Origin of the sequence: Enterococcus sp. CSURQ0835 (assembly GCF_902706605.1) — a bacterium.
In the GTDB taxonomy this organism is placed as follows: Bacteria; Bacillota; Bacilli; order Lactobacillales; family Enterococcaceae; genus Enterococcus_A.
This window is the reverse complement of sequence record NZ_CACSLH010000015.1, coordinates 32350-51298: the sequence shown is the minus strand read 5'-3', so window position 1 is coordinate 51298 and position 18949 is coordinate 32350. Positions and strand designations below refer to the sequence as shown.

Genomic DNA, 18949 nt, shown 5'->3' with positions numbered 1-18949 from the left:
TTATAGCACAGGGGGTAGAAATTAGAGATTGTCAGCTGGCAAATTTGCCGCTAGAATAAAGCCAATAGGAGGAGAGCATGACAGAAAAAACTCAATCGCTTTATTTACAAGAAAAAATGTTGCGAGGTTCCGCTTGGCTGACGTTCAGCAATGTAGCTTCCCGGCTGCTGGGGGCTCTTTACATCATTCCTTGGTATGCTTGGATGGGAACTCATGCCAAACAAGCCAACAGTTTATTTTCGATGGGCTATACGATCTACGCTTTATTTTTAATGATCTCTACAGCGGGAATCCCTGGCGCGATCGCTAAACTGATCGCGCGGTATAATTCTATGAAAGAATTTCGGGTCAGCCAAAAAGTCTTATATCGCGCACTCCAGTTGTCACTTGGCTTAGGGATTATTTTTGCGGGATTGATGTATGTCGGCGCGCCGTGGTTGGCGAAGATCTCAGGCGGCGGTACCGTATTAGTCCCGATCATTCGCATGCTGTGCTTTGCTTTGGTGACCTTCCCCAGTATGAGTGTCATCCGCGGTTATTTTCAAGGCAATAACACGATGGAACCTTTTGCGATCTCACAAGTTGCCGAGCAAGTGATCCGAGTGCTCTATATGATTTTGAGCGCTTTTTTTATCATGCAAGTTTGGCAAGGCAATTATGTGACGGCAGTCAGTCAATCGACATTTGCCGCCTTTGTGGGGATGCTGGCTAGTTATGGGGTGCTGCTGTACTTTTTAAAAAAAGAAGCGCCTTTTATACGCGAACGCTTAGAACGCAGCCGTGATCAAGTGACGTTTGAAACGCGGGTCTTAGTTAAAGAGATCGTAAAAGAAGCATTGCCATTTATCGTTTTAGGGGCGGGGGTCACGGTCTTTAAACTCGTCGATCAAGTGACGTTTATTGCCACGATGAAAAATTTTACCGGCTACAGCCACGATCAATTATTGGAATTATTTTCGTTGTTCAGCGCGAATCCAGATAAATTGACGATGGTGGTGGTCGCGATCGCCACTTCGATCGCGTTGACGGGGATGCCGCTAATCACTAGCTTAGCGACGCAAGGAAACCGGCATGAGCTAGGAAAGATGCTCAGCTTGAACTTGCAGTTGTTTGTTTATTTGATCACGCCCGCGACGTTTGGCTTGATCTTGTTGGCTTATCCATTGAATACCGTTTTTTATTCGGCGGATCGCTTAGGGAGTTATGTTTTGATCGAATCAGCTGTCGCAGCATTGTTCATTGGCTTGTTTACGGTTGCTTCGACTTTGTTACAAGGGCTAGATCATGATCGCTCTGCTGTTTTCTACTGGCTGATCGGGTTGATCATCAAAAGTGTGATCCAAGTGCCACTTATTCGAGTGCTGGAAGTTTATGGTCCGCTACTGGCGACGATGTTAGGACTTGCGGTCACTTGTAGCTTATCCCTTTACAAATTACGAAAGGTCGCCTATTTTGATCACCAAATGACTCTGCGACGAAGTTTGTTAGTCTTTTTTGTGACGATGAGCATGTGTGCGTTGGCATTTGGGATGCGACAGTTGTGTTACTTGTTCTTAACACCTGAATCAGGTTGGCAAGCCTTTTTGATTTGTTTATTGACAGCCAGTGTTGGTGCAATCAGCTATTTTTATTTTACTTTGAAGATCCGGTTAGTCGATCGACTCTTTGGTCCCCGCGCAAAAGTGTGGCGCCGTCGGTTAAAAATTCGTTAATTTCCCTTTGAGACAAACAATTCTTAGTAAAAAAAGTCTTGTTTCGTCTTTTTTTGAATCAAAAAGCGTTTTGGTTACGTTACAAAGTGATTGCAATGTTGCAAAAATCAGCCAACGTAACAAAAAGATTACAAGACTAAAAAACGCGCGAAAAACTGTCAAATGAATCAAAACGGCAAAAATGACGAAAGTTTTTTCCGAAATCAAGCAAATGTACTTCATCATTCTGTTACATTTCTACATTGTTTTGTAACGAGTTGTTACAGTTTTTTTACCCATGAAATACAAATCGATGGTAAAGTATCTCATGTAGTCAAGAGCAGCACACTGGACCGCTGCTAACGAACTGAAAAAATAAAACAACAACTTGGAGGAACAATCATAATGAAATTCGGAAAAACAATGTTATTTAGCACTTTATTAGCCGCAGGAACTGGATTAGCACTAGCAGGTACGACTGATGCACACGCTGCTGAAACTTACACTGTTCAAGCCGGTGACACATTATCAAAAATCTCAATCAAATTTGTTGGTGACAATAGCTTAGTTTCACAAATCGCTAGCGACAACAGCATTTCAGATATCAACATGATCTTTGAAGGTCAACAATTATCAATCGGTGGGGCTAGCCAAGCACCTGCACAACAAGCGCCTGTTCAACAAGAAGCTTACCAAGCACCGGTACAACAAGCTGCACCTGTTCAAGAAACTTATCAAGCACCAGTTCAACAAACTCAAACTTACCAAGCTCCTGCTCAAACCCAAACTGCAGCAGCTGCTCCAGCAACAACTTCTTCAGCTAAAGAATGGATCGCACAACGTGAATCAAGCGGTTCTTACTCAGCAACGAACGGCCAATACATCGGACGTTACCAATTGAGCGCTTCTTACTTAAACGGTGACTACTCACCAGCTAACCAAGAACGTGTTGCAGATCAATATGTAACTTCTCGTTACGGTTCATGGGAAGGCGCACAAGCTTTCTGGATGGCAAACGGTTGGTACTAAAATAAAAATCGATACTTGAACGAATCATCTGCGGATGGTTCGTTTTTTAGTTAGTGAGCCATACGAAAAAATAGCCACCGCTTCACTATTATTGAAAGCGACGGCTATTTTTTGTGCTGCCAAGCGCGGCGTCCTCGTTTGATTACAAGCCAACTAAAGCTCACCAAAGCGAGGATGAAAAAAAGCGTGACTTGTTCAGGGTGTCCATGATAGTGAAAGAAAAGATCGCTCCAAGTAAAGTGGAGTTCAAAGAGCCACCAAATCGTATCTAACAAATAATTGAGACTAGCGACTACGAATAAAACCAGTTCACTTTTTTGCCAAGGAACATGGCGGGTGAGCCACAAAAAAATTGCGCTCACGAGCAACGTCCAAAAGATCACTGCCAGCCCTTCGCCTAAATGATAACTCAAAATAACCCCGGGGCAGCTGTGACACTGATTTTTTTACGGGTAAACGGTTGAACTAAATGCAACTCAAAAGCGTGCAGCATCAAACGAGATGCAGGCTTACCTCCATAAAGCGGATCGCCGATGATCGGATGCCCCATGCTAGCTAAATGGACGCGGATCTGGTGGGTGCGACCGGTCTCTAATTGACAAATGAGCTGGCTTTTAGTAGGAGTTGCAGTGACGACGCGGACATGGGTGACAGCAGAGCGGCCGCCTTTTTCATCGATGCGGCGCTTCCGGCGATCATGGCGATCACGACCGATCTTTTTATCGATCACTAGATCATGCGTGATTTTTCCGCTGACGAGTGCTTGATAGCGGCGATAAATTTCTTTTTCTTCTAGCATCCGGCCTAAGATCGGTAAGACGAATTGATTTTTAGCAAACAAAATCGCGCCGCTGGTTTCTTTATCTAATCGATGAACGACATGAGGCTGCAATTGTTTTGGGGCGAGATAAGCTGCGACGTGATTTAAAAGAGTATCAGTTTCTTTTGGTTGATTCGGATGCGTTTTGATCCCAGCTGGCTTGTTAACGATCAGTAAATGCTCGTCTTCGTACAAAACATGGACGCGTTGCGGGTCACCTAACTGAAGCACACGCTGCGGATAATCACTGTCTTCAAGCGTCAATGTGATGTGATCACCAGGTGTGACCAAGGTTTGGAAATGAACTGCTTTGCCATTTACTAAAAAGCTTTTTCTAGTTCGGATAAAGTGGCGGACTTTTCGCGGCACGAGCCACTGCGTCTCGAGTAAATTTTTGACTGTCAAAGGGGCTTGATCAGTCGGGATCGTGAAGTTGAATTTCATTTTGCAAAGCTCCTTTTTTCTTATTTTAACATTTTAAAGGATACTTAAGAAAAAATCTGCCAAATTCTAGTCGTGAAATGCTAGACTAACAACGTGTATCCGTCTGAAGACCCACGCAAAAGTGCTTCAGCTGTGGTACACTTTTTGAAACTTAGTAGAATGGAGATCAGCACATGGATTTTCAGGAGATCATGCAAAAAGTCAGACACGGGCTCAAAGTATTTTGGCAATGGCTCAAGCCTTACTTGCTCCAGTTTCATCAAGCTCGGAAACGTTTTTGGAAAAAATACCACGTCAATAAGATTTTGATCTTACTTGCGCTTATCGCCGCTTTAGTGATGAGTATTTATTTATTTATTTTAGCCAAGTCGGTGGATGTGGAGACCTTACAGTCCAGTCTGAAACAATCGACAGTGATCTATGACGAAAACAGCAAACAAGCTGGCAGTCTTTATGGTCAAAAAGGGACTTACGTGGAAGGAGAACAGATCTCGCCGTATTTAAAGGAAGCGGTCGTCTCAACCGAAGATCGCAACTTTTACAATCATCCCGGTTTTGATATCAAAGGGATCGGGCGCGCTGCTCTTGGGGCGCTTACCCATGGTCATATCACAGGTGGCGGGAGTACCATCACACAACAGTTAGCCAAAAATGCGTATTTGAGTTTGGATCAGACATTGGAACGAAAAGCCAAAGAGTTGTTCATGGCACTCGAGATCGAAAAAACGTACAGCAAAGATCAAATTTTGACGATGTACTTGAACAATGCGTATTTTGGCAATGGCGTATGGGGCGTACAAGATGCCGCGCGAAAATATTTTGGTGTTGATGCCAGCCAAGTGACGATCGGTGAAGCGGCCACGATCGCGGGGATGCTGAAAGGCCCGGGGATTTATAATCCGCTCGATCATTTGGACAATGCAACGAATCGGCGAAATACTGTTTTACAATTGATGGTGGATAATGGAAAGCTCACAAAAGATCAAGCTAGCCAAGAAAGCAATGTCAATCTCGGTGGTCTATTGAACGACACCTATTCATCCGCCGATGCCGGCTACAAATATCCTTTTTATTTTGATGCGGTGATTGATGAAGCCGTTGAACGCTATGGAATCAATGAAAAAAATCTATTGAACAAAGGATATAAAATCTACACGGCACTGGATCAAAATTATCAAGCGCAGATGGAAGACGTGTATGCCAATAATTATAATTTCCCAGAAAATGCGTCAGATGGTGCGAAACCACAATCAGCTTCTGTTGCCTTGAATCCAAAAACCGGCGGGGTGCAAGCACTGGTCGGTCGCCGAGGGGAACATGTTTTTCGGGGGTATAATTTTGCGACTCAGATGAAACGCTCGCCAGGCTCCACGATTAAACCGTTGAGTGTTTACGCACCGGCACTAGAAGCAGGCTACAAACCCGACAGCACATTAAAAGATGAGCCGCAATCGTATTACAAAGCTAAAAATTATGATGGCACGTATCAAGGCGAGGTCAAGATGTATCAAGCGGTAGCGCAAAGCTTGAACTTGCCGGCTGTGTGGTTGTTACATGAGATCGGCTTGAACAAAGGCTACAACAAAGCCGAAGAATTTGGTTTGCCACTAGCGAAATCCGACAAATATTACGGCTTAGCACTCGGTGGGTTGGAAAAAGGAACTTCGCCGATGCAAATGGCCAGTGCGTACGGCGCCTTTGCCAACCAAGGACGTGTCTATCAACCGCATTTGATCACGAAGATCATTGACTCTACCGGTGCAGTGGTGGTTGATAACAGCGATCCGAAATACGATCAAGTGATTTCAAAAGATGTCGCGGATGAAATGACGAGCATGCTTTTAGGAACTTTTTCAAACGGAACGGCGGCTCAAGCAAAACCAGCCGGCTACACAGTCGCTGGTAAAACAGGAACGACAGAAACGAATTTTGATGCCAATAAGGTCAATGATCAGTGGATCATCGGCTATACGCCAAATATTGTGATCTCAACTTGGCTGGGCTTTGAAAAAGTCAGCGCGACGCATTATTTAAGCGGGACGAGTGGCGAAGAAGTCGGGCAAGTCTTTAAAGCTGAAGCCGAATCGATCTTGCCGTATACGAAAACGGCGAGTTTCGATGTTGCGGATGCGTACGCTACCGGGGGTAAAGTCGTGCCGGCAAATCAAGTCGATCAACCCGACAGCAGTTCATGGCAAGAAAATATCGAGAAGGCAACGAGCGGCATGGACAAAGCTAAAGCCGGGCTAGAAAAAGCGACTGAAAAAGCGAAAAAAGGCTGGGAGATCATTAAAGAAAAAGGTTCGCAATGGTGGCAACAGCAAGGCAATTAAGCTTTGAGTCCGTTTGCATTCATGTTACAATGAGAATGTTCATAAATTTAAAGAAATTGCGAGGGACAATACATGGCAAACATCTATGATACAGCGAATGGTTTAGAACGTGAGATCCGAGAATTACCAGAATTCAAAGAACTGGAAGCAGCATTTGCGGACTTAAAAGAAAACGAACAAGCTTACCAAGCGTTCAAAGAATTCCAAACGTTCCAACAAGAGCTACAAGAAAAACAAATGCGCGGTGAAGATTTCTCAGATGAAGATGCGCAAAACGCACAAGCATTAGCAACACGTGTCCAAAGCGAAGAATTGATCAATGCGTTGATGAATAAAGAACAAGCTTTCAGCATGATCGTCAATGATTTGAATCGCATCATCATGACACCGATCCGTGACTTATACCAAAGCTAAATGATAAAGCCGCTACTCTTTTGGGAGGGCGGTTTTTTTGTAAAGTTAAAAGGGTCGTTTTGTCTTAAAGAGGAATCACTGGATTGATGGTATGCTCACTCAAAGCACCAATTTTCCTTCATACAAATAGTATTCTTCTGTTTCGTCACCCCAATCATATTTGGCGGTGGCGATTTTTTTGAGCCCGTGGTGTTCATAAAATTGAAAGTTGGAGCTGCTGTCGGTGAAAAGATAAAAATTTTGTTTTTGCTGACTGCGCATGTGTTGTTGAAACTGTTGATACATGGTGGAGCCGATGCCGCGACCGGCGTAAGCTTGGTGCACGATGAAAAGATTGATGGTCCCGTCATATTTTTTTTGCTGCTGACTTAAAAGCTGTTCATCTAGTTCCATCGTTTCGATGAATTTTGTGAAGACATTTTCTGGCGCTTGCACGTTTAAGATCCGGCGCAAGGCTGCGATTCGTTTGTGGGCGATCATTTGCTGAGCGGTGGATTGGATATCAGTAGAATACGCGATCACACCGACGACTCGTTCTTGAACCAGGGCTACGGTAATGGTTGAAGAACGCTCTAACATGTCACATAAAAAATAGTCCGCCATCGGTTCGACCAAGGGCGCGGGCACCCAAGTCCGGTATTGCCAAGTGTCGATCACCAGGTCTAAAAGTGTCGAAAAGTCCCGTGGCTGCATGGGGCGAAAAGTTATTTCGGTCATCTAAGTTCCTCCAAGTGTTTCTTTTTATTATCAAGAAATCAGCGGAAAAGGTCAATCTTGAATTGAAGCGAACAAACTTTCGCTTTCTTGCTGAAATCCACTGATAAACATGATAAAATAGCTAAGATCGGAGGGAGAATCATGAAATTTATCCATGCAGCTGATCTCCACTTGGATCGTTCGTTTGAAGGATTGACGGCGATTCCGGAGACCTTTCAGCCGTATTTGAAACAAGCTAATCAAAAAATGTTGCAACAGATCATCGATGCCGCGATCACCCATGAAGTCGATTTTGTTTTATTAGCAGGCGATACCTTTCACCAAAACCGGCCGAGTTTGAAGACGCAACAATTTTTCTTTCAAGAGCTCGAGCGGTTGCAAGCCCATGAGATCCCGGTCTTGCTGAATTTTGGGAACCATGATTTTTATGAGCCGGAGCGGTATTGGTTTGATTTTCCCAACAATGTCCAGCTCTTTACAAAAGAAACGGTTGAGACGAAACAGTTAACGACTCGAAACGGTGAAACGGTTGCTGTCACGAGTTTTAGTTTTCAGCAGCCAACTTTGGAAAAAGAAATGGCGCGGGAATTCCCAGTGCGAACGACTGCTGATTTTCAAATCGGCATGTATCACGGTGGTCAGTCTCCTTATGCGCCGTTTACCGTCTCGCAATTAGTTGAAAAGGGCTATGATTACTGGGCGCTCGGGCATATCCATGTGCCACAAGTCTTGCATCAAGCGCCGTTGATTGTTTACCCTGGCACGCCACAAGGTCATACGAAAAAAGAAACCGACGTCGCTGGCGTAGCTTTGATCAGTGGTGAAAAACAAGCCTTGAAACTGGACTGGTTGTCTGTGGCGCCACTACTTTGGCACAAACAAACAGTGTCACTAGCTGGTGTGCGTCAGATCAGACAAGTCATCCCGACTATCCGCGAAGCCTTGACGACTGAGCAGCCGACGTTGTTGCAAGTGACCGTGACAGACGGTGAATTATTAGGCAGTGAATTAGCGGAAAAGATCGCGACTGGGGAGTTGAAAAACGCGCTTCAAGAACGCTTGCCCCCACAACTTTTTTTGACTGATTTAGTATTAGCGCAAAAAAAAGCTGATCCGCCTTATTTAGCGGTAGAAGAAACACTAGCAACACAGCTGCTAGCGACTTATGAAGCACCGGAGATCTTTAATGAGTTGCTTTCAGAAGTCTACCATAATCCTGATTTGCGGCCGTTTTTGACAGAAGATTTCAAGCAAGAGGTGTTACACGAAGTCCAGCAGGCTTTGAAAAATAATTATCGCTTCAAGGAGGATCAGCATGCGGATTAAAAAAGCAATCATCACCGGCTTTGGCAAGTGGCAGCAGCAGACCTTTTTATTCGAGCCGAAAAATCAATTGGTCTTTGGCTTGAACGAAGCAGGCAAGTCGACGCTGTATCAATTTATCCAAGCGATCTTGTTTGGCTTTCCGACTAAGCGAAAAAAGCAACACGATTATACGCCGACTGATGGCACGGGCTTTGGCGGGAAACTAGTCGTGCAACATGCGCTTTATGGCGAAGTTGTGATCGAGCGTTTCAAGCACAAAAATAAAGGCAAAGCACACGTCATACTAGCCGGTGGTGAGACCGGCGGCGAAGAGCTACTAGAAAAGATTTTGTTTCCATTGAATCTGACGTTGTTCCAACAAGTCTTTACCTTTCAACAAGAACAATTGCAGCAGTTAGATCATTTGACTGAAGGGGAGCTCCATGACGCGCTGATCTCATTGGGATTATCTGGCAGCAATCAATTGTTTGATCAAAAAGTCGCGCTTCAAGAACAAGCCAGTCAGCTGTATCGGCCAAAAGGGCGTAAGCTGGCGATCAATCAAGCCCTGCAAGTGTGGCAAGCGCTGCAGCAGAAGATCCAACAAAAAGAAGCGCAAGAAGCTGAGTTTCAACAACTCGTAGAAAAAGCGCGGGCAGTCCAGCAAGCCGTAGCAGAACAAGAACAAACGCTGCACCAAACACAAGCGGAAAAATTACAAGTCGAACAGCAACGTTTGAATTGGGAAAATTATGTGGAGTATCAAACGTTAGCGCAAAAGGATCTGACGGTCAAAGGCAGCTCGGCGCAACGGCAAGCCCTGCAAGCTTTTTATCAACAGTATCAGCAGTTAGTCAAAGAACAAGATAAGTTGCAGCAAGCCCTGAAAGAACACAGTGGACTGGATCAAAATTCAGCACGCTATTATTTTTATTTGGAGCATGAAGAAGCAATCACCCAGCTTTTAAATGAAAAAGTTGATTTGTTCCGCCAATTAGATGAACAAACGCGATTAGATCAGCTGCTGGCTCAGCCACTGCCAGCTACTTTTACTCAAATGCCACAGCCGTTTGAAGAGGCGGAACTAGTCCAAAAGTGGGCACCGTTGACGAAGTTTGAACAACAACTTGCCGAACAAACGTTGCGCAAACAACTGTTGGAAGAACAAAAAACACAAGCTGAGGCGCAGTTGAATCGGTATGAGCAAGCGCATCCTGAATTATTTGGTCAGCCAAAACGTTTTAGCTGGTTGTTTTACGGTCTGGCAAGCATTTTATTAGTGAGCAGCTTTTTTATGCCTGCGCCGTTACGGTATGGTCTCGTATTGCTTGCGGCAGGTTCGGCTTTTTATGGCTGGAAAAACAAACCGCGGGGCAACAAGGAGATGTGGCAAGAAAAGTTGACGCAACTAGATCAAGTAGAAGGCCAGCTAGCGCAGTTGAAGACTACGAGTCAAACGTTACAGCAACAACTCCAGCAACAGACGAGTGCATTACAGGCGCAGACCCAAGCGCGTCATTTGAATTTTTCTTCCGAGCTTCAAGTCATGAAAGAGCACAATCAGCAAGCCCAACAGTTTGTGACTGCGAGCACACAACAAAAAAAATGGGCGGAACAACGCCGCGACTTACAAGCGCAATTAGTGCAACAAGCGCAGCGGTTTGATTTTTTAGGCGAGTGGTTGCCGCTGGAAGGATTGTCCATCAGCGAAAAATTTGCCCGATTAGAACAATTCGCTAAAGAGATGGAACAGGTTCGCTTTGCTCAGACTTATCAAGAAAATACGATCTTACAGCAACGAATCAATCAAGCTAAAAAAGAAGAACAAGTCTTGCGAGCTGAAAATCAAACGCTGTTGGAAAAATTTCAACTGCATTATCCAGCTGAGATCCCAGAATTTTTGCAAGCACAACAAGCAAACGAGAACGATCACTTGCGGCTTGAGACTTTAGCTAAAAGTATTCGCTCGTTGTTTCCACAACCGACGACTTTAGAAGCGATCACCGCCAAAAGTCAGGTGCTCAGTCAAGCTGTGGAACAGCAACAAGAACGTCTCCACGCTTTGCAAGAACGGGCCCAGCGATTGAAGTTACAAGTCGAGCAACTCCAACAAGACGGGACGCTAGATCAGTTGTATCAAGAAAAAAGTCAGCAACAAGCGCTCTTAGTCGATCTTTTAAAGAGGTATAGTGGCGCGAAGATCGAAAGTCAGTTGCTCCAAGATTTGGCAACGGAACGCTCTCAGCAGCAGCTGCCACAGTTGATGGCAAAAGCCGCCCATTATTTTGCAGTCTTGACTGATCAGCAAGCGACGTTAGATTTTACGGACGGTCAGCTGTTTGTCACCCGCAACAAACAAAGTCAGTCGCTTTATCAGCTGTCAACGGGAACGAAAGATCAAGTGATCATGGCGTTGCGGTTTGCGTATTTAGCGTTACAAGAAAAAACACTTGCGCCGATCATGATCGATGACGGCTGGCTGCACTACGACCATCAGCGAAAATTCCAGTTAGCCAAACTATTAGCTGAATTCAGTCAGCAGTACCAAGTGATTTGTTTGTCTTCTGATCAAGAAATGGTAAGCTATTATCAAGAACTCCACCAGCCAGTGTGGGAATTGAAAGGAACTTGATGATGAAAAAATTAAAAGAATTGACCGTGGATGAGCAGTTCGAGCTGTTCGTTTTACTGAAAAACGCTGATGTCCGCATCGCTAAAAATGGGAAAAAGTTTATCGCCTTCACGTTCCAAGATACGTCGGGTTCGATCGATGGTAAATTTTGGGATGCTTCAGAAGAAGAAATCGCGCGTTATCAAGCTGGTAAAGTCGTTTTCTTGAGTGGTAAGCGGGAAAACTACCAAGGCAATCCGCAGATCAAGATCATGCATTTGCGACTGGCAAAAGCTGATGAACCGAATGATCCGATGCTCTACATGGAACGGGCACCGTTAAAACGTGAAGAGATGGAAGAAGAGATCAGTCAAACGATCTTTGAGATTACGAACCCTCATTGGAACCGAATCGTGCGTTTTCTACTCAACAAATACCAAAAAGACTTTTTCTTTTATCCCGCAGCCAAACGGAATCATCACGCATTTGCGGGTGGCTTAGCTTTTCATACCGTGACGATGCTCCACATCGGAAAAAGTTTGACTCACGAATATCCCCAACTTGATGCCGCACTGTTATATGCAGGGATCATCTTGCATGATCTAGGTAAAGTGATCGAACTGACTGGGCCTTCCGCGACAGAATATACCGTCGTCGGCAATTTAGTCGGGCATTTAGTTTTAGTGGATGAAGAGATCACTAAAGCTTGTGTCGAATTGAAGATCGATCCGATGGAAGAAGACGTGATCGTGTTGCGCCATATGGTCTTAGCGCATCATGGGTTGTTGGAATACGGTTCACCGGTGCGTCCACGGATCATGGAAGCCGAAGTGTTGCATCAAATCGATAATATTGACGCGTCGATGCAAATGATGACTAGTGCCATCGAAAATGCCGAACCAGGTCAATATACGGAACGGATTTTTGGCTTAGACAATCGCAGTTTTTACGTCCCAAAAGAAAAATAATGTTCGTCAGCGACGCTCAAATCGCAGTTCATTTCAGACTGCAATTTGAGCGTCACTTTTTTAGTTCACGCTACAGACATTTCCGCTCAAAAATTATCCGCGATCCAAGATCCATAGTATAATGAGTCAAATGACTTGGAAAGGAGCTTTGAGATGGCTTTTATTGGAACGTTGTGTTTGATTTTAGTGGCGACGATGTTTGCGGCTCATTTTTGTCGACGGATCGGGATTCCCGGTGTGATCGGCCAGTTGTTAGTTGGTGTTTTGTTAGGCAAAGCCGTTTTAAATTGGATTCAGCCAAATGTTTTAGTGCATGAATTTTCGGAGATCGGTGTCATCGTCTTGATGTTTTTAGCGGGTTTAGAAAGTGACTTGTCCCTGCTGAAAAAATATTTTCGCCCGGGGATCTTAGTCGCGTTGTTAGGAATTTTATTTCCTGTGGTCATGGGTTTTGTGACGGGGAATGTCTTTCATCCCACTTGGAATGAAGCGATCTTTTTGGGGATCTTGCTGGCAGCGACTTCAGTCAGTATCTCCGTTGAAGCATTAAAAGAATTGAATGTGCTAGACACCAAAGAAGGTTCAACTATTTTGGGAGCTTCGGTGGTAGATGATATTTTGATCGTTTTAGTGATGAGTTTGAGTTTGGCTTTTTTGGCCCCAAATGTGGAACAACGATTACCGTTTCCGATCCTCTTGTTGGAGCAAGTCGTCTATTTTGCGCTGATTTATTTATTGGTTCGTTTTATCGCACCGTATTTGATGAAGCTGAGTCAGCGACTATTTACCAGTGGCGCAGTGATCATTATGTCGCTTGTGATCTGTCTGGCGATGTCTTATATCGCGGATTTTGTTGGCTTGAGCTCAGTCATCGGCGCTTTTTTTGCGGGGATCGCCGTCAGTCAGACTGAGGTGAAGCAGGAAGTTCAACTGAACACCGAGGCTTTGGGCTATGCGGTTTTTATCCCTGTCTTTTTTGTCAGTATCGGATTAGAAGTCAACTTCGATCACTTTATGGATCAGCTGGTTTATATTTTGATTTTCACCCTCGTTGCGGTGCTCTCTAAATTATTGGGGGGATTTATCGGCGCGCGGGCAGCTGGCTTTAGTCAAAATAGTTCGCTCATGGTAGGGGCAGGGATGATCTCCCGTGGTGAGATGGCGTTGATCATTTTGCAATTGGGTTATGAAGCTAAATTGATCGACCAAACATTTTATTCGCCCATCGTGATCGTGATTTTATTGACGACGCTTGTCTCACCATTGATCTTGAAATATTTCACTAAAAAAGTTTATGCGTAGAAAAATCCCGGACACTCGTGTTCGGGATTTTTTGTCGTGTTCATAAGAGGCATCGTTATCTTTAGAGGGAATGTTTTTTTCGTGATAAGATGAAGAGGAGGTGAGGGAGATGGCGATAAAAATTCCAGCGCATTTGACCGGTTTGCAGCAAACGGAAGTCGAAGCATTCCAGCAAGCAGGCGAGATCAATCAAAACCAAGAAAATTTATTAAAAAGTGACCGCCAGATCATCAAAGAAAATACGGTGAATGTCTTTAACGTGCTAAATCTAGTGTTAGCTCTTTTAGTGATCGGAGTAGGTTCACCGAAAAATGCTTTGTTTTTTGGCGTGGTGATCATCAACACGTTGATCGGCGTTGTCCAAGAAATTCGCGCCAAGCATACGATCGATAAATTATCCGTCTTGAATAAAACGGAAACGGTCGTTTTACGGGATCAAAAATTACAGACGATCCCACAAGAGGGCATCGTTTTACACGATGTGATCAAAGTTGAAAACGGCGATCAGATCCCAGTCGATGGCAAATTACTCCACGGAACATTAGAAGTCGACGAATCATTGTTGACGGGGGAAGCCGACCGTATCCAAAAAACAGTTGGGGAGAAATTATTCAGTGGAAGTTTTGTGACTGCTGGCTTAGGTTTTTATGAAGCTACGGCAGTCGGAGCGAATAATTTTGCTGAAAAACTAGCCAGTGAAGCGAAAACGAAAAAAAGCTCCAGCTCTCAGTTGACGAAAGTGTTAGCCCGGATGATCGCAGGCTTGACGATCGTGATCGTTCCAGTGGGGTTAGGTTTATTTTTCACGCAATATGCTAGTACGGCTTCGTTCAAACAAGCGATCTTAGGGACGGTAGCAGCATTAGTGAGTATGATCCCAGAAGGCTTAATGTTGTTGACGAGTGTGGCCTTTGCTGTGGGAGCCGCAAATTTAGCCCGCAAAAAAGTGTTAGTCCAAGCGCTGCCTTCGATTGAAACACTGGCGCGTGTCGATGTGATCTGTTTAGATAAGACCGGCACGATCACTGATGGGACATTGACTTATCACGATGCGCTTTTAAATGGAATCACGTTGGAAGAATTGACGACGACCATGACTGCCTTATTAGCTAGTCTGCCGGATAATAATGCGACTGCCACCGCGTTACGCCAACATTTTTCTGGGACTAGCTCATGGCAAGCAAAAAAAGTCATTCCGTTTTCATCTGCGCGTAAATGGAGCGGCGTGACCTTTGAAAAGGGAAGCTATATCATGGGCGCACCAGAATTTATTTTCAAATCAGTTCCCGCTGAAGTAACTGATCAGCTCACACCGTTATTAGAAAAAGGCTATCGCGTTCTGGCGTTAGCCAAGTATCCAACTGAACTGACAGAAGTCTTGACCCAGCCGCCAGAATTTTTAGCCGCTTTAGTGATCACAGATAATTTACGAGAAAATGCTGAGACGACATTTAGTTACTTTGAAAAACAAGCGGTGGAGTTGAAAGTCATTTCCGGCGATCATCCTGTCACTGTTTCAAAAATCGCGCAAAAAGCTGGGATCAAAAATGCGCAATATGCCATTGATATGACGACGGTCAATGATACCGACAATTATCAAGCGCTAGTCAAACAAAACGCGGTCTTTGGGCGGGTCACCCCGTATCAAAAACGCCGCTTGATCAAAGCATTACAAAATGAAAACCATACTGTCTGCATGACCGGTGATGGTGTCAATGATGTCTTAGCTTTACGCCAAGCTGATATCGGAGTTGCGATGGCAAATGGTAGTAGTGCCGCACGAGCCGCTGCTGATGTCATTTTGTTGAACTCTGATTTTAAAGAGATGCAAGCCGTCTTGAATGAAGGGCGTCGCGTGATCAATAATATCGAGCGTGTTGCTTCAATGTATTTAGTGAAGACGATCTATTCATTGTGTTTAGCGGTGATCTTTATGTTTCTTGCCGCACCCTATCCGTTTGCGCCGGTTCAACTGACGCCGATCAATGCGCTGACAGTTGGCATCCCTTCGTTCTTCTTAGCTTTGAAACCTAGTTATGAACGGATCAAAGGCGACTTTTTGAACAATATCTTACGCGTCTCAGTCCCCGGTGCTTTTACCGTTTTGTTTAGTGTACTGATCATTCAATTAGCGGATCGGTTATTTCAATTGTCATTCATCGCGACCTCCACGATGTCTGTTTTTCTCACCGGTTGTACGGGACTGATCGTGTTGTATACGATCTCGCAGCCACTAGACAAAATGAAAGGGCTGCTGATTGGCGTGTTGAGTGCCGCCTACTTGAGTTGTTTCTTCTTTTTCCGGCCATTTTTTGAATTTGACCAGCTCCTCAACCGCAATGCTTTTTTTGTCATCCCGCTCTTATTTGCGATCTGGTGGGTCTTTAAAGGTAGTACGTGGGTGATGGGGAAAATCGTGGCTTGGCGGATCAAATGGCAAACGTGGCGCAAAGATCGGCACAAGTCGCGCGTGATGTAAGCTGCAGAATTAAATGCTGCCAGTAGAAAATGCAAAAAAGAAAGCATTTTCTGCTGGTGTTTTGGTATAATAGACTTAAAGATGCTACAGGAGGCAGACGAACGATGACATTAACGACATTACAAAATGGTTCAGATATTCGCGGGATCGCTATCTCGGCGGAAGGAAACGAAAAAAATCTTGGCGCGACTGAAGTTCGCCAAATTGCAAACGGTATCATGAATTGGCTTGAAGAGCGCGGAGTCAAAGCTCCGTTCAAAATCGGGATCGGCATGGACAGCCGTTTGTCCGGACCTGAATTAAAACAAGCGCTGATCGAAGTGTTTGAACAAAGTGGCTGTCACGTGCTAGATTTTGGGATCGCCACGACACCAGCTTTATTTATGGCGACGCAATTCACACAATTTGCCTGTGATGCGGGAATCATGTTGACGGCGAGTCATTTACCGTTTTACTTCAACGGGATCAAGATCTTCAGTCAAGCAGGCGGGGCGGAAAAAAGTGATATCGCCTATATTTTGAACCACACGACACCGCGAGAAAAAAGCACGGGCAAAGTAGAGTCAGCGGATTTGATCTCAGTTTATGCCGCAGACTTGGTGAAAAAAATCAAAGGAGGGATCGACCAAGCAGAGCAACCATTAAAAGGAATGAAGATCATAGTTGATGCAGGAAATGGTGCCGGCGGATATTTTGCTAAACAAGTCTTGCAACCACTGGGAGCCGACACGACTGGTTCGCAATTTTTAGAACCGGACGGGCATTTTCCTAATCATATTCCAAACCCTGATAACAAAGAAGCGATGGCTAGTATCAAACAAGCCGTTTTGGCAAATAAAGCTGATCTAGGAGTGATTTTTGATACGGATGTGGATCGTTCCGCGATCGTGTCCCATGATGGTCAGATCATCAACCGAAACAATTTGATCGCCGTTTTAGCTGCGATCATCTTAAAAACAGAACCAGGTGCGACCATCGTGACTAACTCGCCAACGACCGACCACTTGAAAGATTTTATCGAAGCTAAAGGTGGCAAACAATATCGTTACATCTCTGGTTACCGCAATGTGATCAACAAAGCGGTAGAATTAAATGCCGCGGGGATCGATTGTCCGCTAGCGATCGAAACGAGTGGTCACGCCGCGTTTCGTGAAAATTATTTCTTAGATGATGGCGCCTATGTGATCGCGAAAGTATTGACGATCTTACCACAGTTGAAACAAGAACAACGTGACTTAGCCGATCTAATGCGAGAACTGGTGCAACCTGCTGAAGCGTTGGAACTACGCTTTAAAATCAGCGGGGAGGAACATAAAGCTGCAGGTCAAGCGATGATCGAGACCGTGCGAACCGAATTAGCAAAAGAAACTGGCTTTACCGTCAATCCTGAAAATTATGAAGGTGTCCGTTTTTCGATCACCGAACCGTTTGGCCAAGGCTGGTTGTTATTACGACTAAGCTTGCATGAGCCGCTGCTGGTTTTACAAGTCGAAAATGATCAAGCCGGGCAGATCAAAAAAATCCTACCGCATGTACGGGCGATCTTAAGCCAAGATCCCCACATCGATGTGTCAAAACTTGAGGCGTACTTGAAGTAAAATCGTTTGCATTTTTTCTCGATTCGTTTGATGATAAGGGTATCAACGAGGAGGGGTTTCAGATGTATATTACAATTGATGATGCAGCGAAAAAACGTTTAGCAGAACACTTGAGTCCGAACAAACTCGTTTTATTGACTTTTGAAGATGGCGTGGGGCCTTACTCACAACATGCAATGATCCATATGCAGACTCAATTTTCGATCAATATCATTGATGATACGATGGAAAAGGCGGATTACGACGAAACGATTCCCACTAATTTAGTCGACTTTTGGATCAAAGGTTACTCCAAAGAAGACTTGCAAGAAAATATGAAATTGAAATTAGATGAACGATTAGATACGTTTTCGCTTTCCGGTGAAGGCGGGATGATCGATGATACGATGGGCTTTCTTGATTTCACGCAAAAAAAATAAAGTTTCAGCAGCTGCTCAGTCGGCTGCTTTTTTTGTGGGATCGTTGTGATAGCTAAGCTTTCGGTTAAATTTTGCAGATTAAGTGGCAGATCATTTTTTCTTTGGTAGTATAAGGAGGAAGTGAAAAAGCGGAGGCAAAAAAGATGGCAAAAATTATGATCGTAGAAGATGAAGTAGTGATCCGTCAATTGATCAGTGAAGAGTTAGCGAAATGGAAATTTGAGGTGTTTCAGACGACGGATTTCAATGAAGTGCTAAACGATTTTGAACGTGAGCAACCGCAGCTCGTTTTACTAGATATCAATTTACCCGTATTTGACGGCTATTATTGGTGCCAGCAAATTCGCGCGGTCTCGAAGGTGCCGATCATTTTTATTTCATCACGCAACACGAACATGGATCAGATCATGGCGATGAATATGGGAGCAGACGATTATATCACCAAGCCGTTTCAAGTTGATATTTTAGTGGCAAAGATCAATGCGCTACTACGGCGGTCGTATAATTACGTGGAAGGCGGCGAGACGTTGTCCCACAATGGGATCACATTAAATATGGATAACAGCAGCATGGCGATCAACGGCCAAGTGATCGATCTCAGCAAAAATGAATACCGGCTTTTATTTATTTTAATGAAGCAACACGGCAAGATCTTGAGTCGAGAAAAATTGTTGCGCGCACTGTGGGACGACGAACGTTTTGTGGATGACAATACTCTGACTGTCAATATCAATCGGTTGCGGCGTAAAATTCAACAAGCCGGGATCGATGAGTATATTCAAACGAAAGTCGGTCAAGGCTATATCATTCCATAAGTGA

At 44.5% G+C, this 18949-nt stretch carries 15 protein-coding genes; 12 read left to right on the top strand and 3 right to left on the bottom strand.

The annotated features are described in order from the left end of the window. The first annotated feature begins 77 nt into the window (after positions 1-77). Together GVJ38_RS07915 and GVJ38_RS07910 are read left to right on the top strand one after the other, a co-directional pair. A complete protein-coding gene (locus GVJ38_RS07915; protein WP_159722642.1) occupies positions 78-1712 on the top strand; it encodes a putative polysaccharide biosynthesis protein in 1635 nt (544 codons plus the stop codon). Positions 1713-2096: 384 nt separating this feature from the next. Continuing rightward, a complete protein-coding gene (locus tag GVJ38_RS07910) occupies positions 2097-2720 on the top strand; it encodes a LysM peptidoglycan-binding domain-containing protein (protein WP_159722641.1) in 624 nt (207 codons plus the stop codon). Positions 2721-2824: 104 nt separating this feature from the next. On the opposite strand, the gene GVJ38_RS07905 is transcribed toward GVJ38_RS07910, so the two are convergent. Both GVJ38_RS07905 and GVJ38_RS07900 read right to left on the bottom strand, forming a co-directional pair. Next, a complete protein-coding gene (locus GVJ38_RS07905) occupies positions 2825-3133 on the bottom strand; it encodes a hypothetical protein (RefSeq protein ID WP_159722640.1) in 309 nt (102 codons plus the stop codon). After that, entirely contained in the window at positions 3130-3984 is an 855-nt protein-coding gene (locus GVJ38_RS07900) for an RluA family pseudouridine synthase (protein ID WP_159722639.1), read from the bottom strand. Before GVJ38_RS07900 ends, GVJ38_RS07905 begins: the two co-directional genes overlap by 4 nt. Positions 3985-4157: 173 nt before the next feature. Between GVJ38_RS07900 and GVJ38_RS07895 the strand changes: the two genes are divergently transcribed. Next, positions 4158-6317 (top strand): PBP1A family penicillin-binding protein, encoded by a 2160-nt coding sequence (locus tag GVJ38_RS07895; protein WP_159722638.1) that lies wholly within the window; start codon positions 4158-4160, stop codon positions 6315-6317. Between the two features lie 72 nt (positions 6318-6389). After that, positions 6390-6731: a YlbF family regulator gene (locus GVJ38_RS07890; protein ID WP_159722637.1), complete on the top strand. Its 342-nt coding sequence runs from the start codon at positions 6390-6392 to the stop codon at positions 6729-6731. Positions 6732-6830: 99 nt separating this feature from the next. Here the strand turns inward: GVJ38_RS07890 and GVJ38_RS07885 are convergent, their stop codons facing one another. Beyond that, positions 6831-7448 (bottom strand): GNAT family N-acetyltransferase, encoded by a 618-nt coding sequence (locus GVJ38_RS07885; protein ID WP_159722636.1) that lies wholly within the window; start codon positions 7446-7448, stop codon positions 6831-6833. Between the two features lie 141 nt (positions 7449-7589). Here GVJ38_RS07885 and GVJ38_RS07880 point away from each other — a divergent pair, with 141 nt between their 5' ends. The 8 genes from GVJ38_RS07880 to sapR all read left to right on the top strand — a co-directional run bounded on the left by GVJ38_RS07880 (position 7590) and on the right by sapR (position 18945). Then, positions 7590-8774, top strand: a complete 1185-nt coding sequence (locus tag GVJ38_RS07880; RefSeq protein WP_159722635.1) for a metallophosphoesterase family protein — start codon at positions 7590-7592, stop codon at positions 8772-8774. Next, positions 8764-11385 carry an ATP-binding protein gene (locus tag GVJ38_RS07875; RefSeq protein WP_159722634.1) on the top strand — a complete coding sequence of 874 codons (2622 nt, stop codon included), beginning with the start codon at positions 8764-8766 and terminating at the stop codon, positions 11383-11385. The genes GVJ38_RS07880 and GVJ38_RS07875 overlap by 11 nt, the downstream gene beginning before the upstream one ends. A 2-nt stretch (positions 11386-11387) precedes the next feature. Continuing rightward, positions 11388-12332 (top strand): 3'-5' exoribonuclease YhaM family protein, encoded by a 945-nt coding sequence (locus tag GVJ38_RS07870; RefSeq protein WP_159722633.1) that lies wholly within the window; start codon positions 11388-11390, stop codon positions 12330-12332. A 153-nt stretch (positions 12333-12485) separates the two neighbouring features. Then, on the top strand, positions 12486-13634 hold the full coding sequence (locus GVJ38_RS07865; protein WP_159722632.1) for a cation:proton antiporter: 1149 nt from the start codon (positions 12486-12488) through the stop codon (positions 13632-13634). A gap of 109 nt (positions 13635-13743) precedes the next feature. Next, complete coding sequence (locus GVJ38_RS07860; protein WP_159722631.1) at positions 13744-16113, top strand: HAD-IC family P-type ATPase; 2370 nt, start codon at positions 13744-13746, stop codon at positions 16111-16113. A gap of 104 nt (positions 16114-16217) precedes the next feature. Beyond that, on the top strand, positions 16218-17711 hold the full coding sequence (locus GVJ38_RS07855) for a phosphomannomutase/phosphoglucomutase (RefSeq protein WP_159722630.1): 1494 nt from the start codon (positions 16218-16220) through the stop codon (positions 17709-17711). 62 nt (positions 17712-17773) lie between these two features. Next, the gene (locus GVJ38_RS07850; protein ID WP_159722629.1) at positions 17774-18130 is read left to right on the top strand and encodes an iron-sulfur cluster biosynthesis family protein; all 357 of its coding nucleotides are present in this window, start codon (positions 17774-17776) and stop codon (positions 18128-18130) included. A 143-nt stretch (positions 18131-18273) separates the two neighbouring features. Then, entirely contained in the window at positions 18274-18945 is a 672-nt protein-coding gene (gene sapR, locus GVJ38_RS07845; RefSeq protein ID WP_159722628.1) for a two-component system response regulator SapR, read from the top strand. The last annotated feature ends 4 nt before the right edge of the window (positions 18946-18949 follow it).

Bases quoted from the DNA above. Each gene is read 5' to 3' on its own strand.
- GVJ38_RS07915 (WP_159722642.1), top strand. From the start codon at position 78: ATGACAGAAAAAACTCAATCGCTTTATTTACAAGAAAAAATGTTGCGA.
- GVJ38_RS07890 (WP_159722637.1), top strand. From the start codon at position 6,390: ATGGCAAACATCTATGATACAGCGAATGGTTTAGAACGTGAGATCCGA.
- GVJ38_RS07910 (WP_159722641.1), top strand. From the start codon at position 2,097: ATGAAATTCGGAAAAACAATGTTATTTAGCACTTTATTAGCCGCAGGA.
- sapR (WP_159722628.1), top strand. From the start codon at position 18,274: ATGGCAAAAATTATGATCGTAGAAGATGAAGTAGTGATCCGTCAATTG.
- GVJ38_RS07875 (WP_159722634.1), top strand. From the start codon at position 8,764: ATGCGGATTAAAAAAGCAATCATCACCGGCTTTGGCAAGTGGCAGCAG.
- GVJ38_RS07865 (WP_159722632.1), top strand. From the start codon at position 12,486: ATGGCTTTTATTGGAACGTTGTGTTTGATTTTAGTGGCGACGATGTTT.
- GVJ38_RS07870 (WP_159722633.1), top strand. From the start codon at position 11,388: ATGAAAAAATTAAAAGAATTGACCGTGGATGAGCAGTTCGAGCTGTTC.
- GVJ38_RS07895 (WP_159722638.1), top strand. From the start codon at position 4,158: ATGGATTTTCAGGAGATCATGCAAAAAGTCAGACACGGGCTCAAAGTA.
- GVJ38_RS07860 (WP_159722631.1), top strand. From the start codon at position 13,744: ATGGCGATAAAAATTCCAGCGCATTTGACCGGTTTGCAGCAAACGGAA.
- GVJ38_RS07885 (WP_159722636.1), bottom strand. From the start codon at position 7,448: ATGACCGAAATAACTTTTCGCCCCATGCAGCCACGGGACTTTTCGACA.
- GVJ38_RS07850 (WP_159722629.1), top strand. From the start codon at position 17,774: ATGTATATTACAATTGATGATGCAGCGAAAAAACGTTTAGCAGAACAC.
- GVJ38_RS07855 (WP_159722630.1), top strand. From the start codon at position 16,218: ATGACATTAACGACATTACAAAATGGTTCAGATATTCGCGGGATCGCT.
- GVJ38_RS07880 (WP_159722635.1), top strand. From the start codon at position 7,590: ATGAAATTTATCCATGCAGCTGATCTCCACTTGGATCGTTCGTTTGAA.
- GVJ38_RS07900 (WP_159722639.1), bottom strand. From the start codon at position 3,984: ATGAAATTCAACTTCACGATCCCGACTGATCAAGCCCCTTTGACAGTC.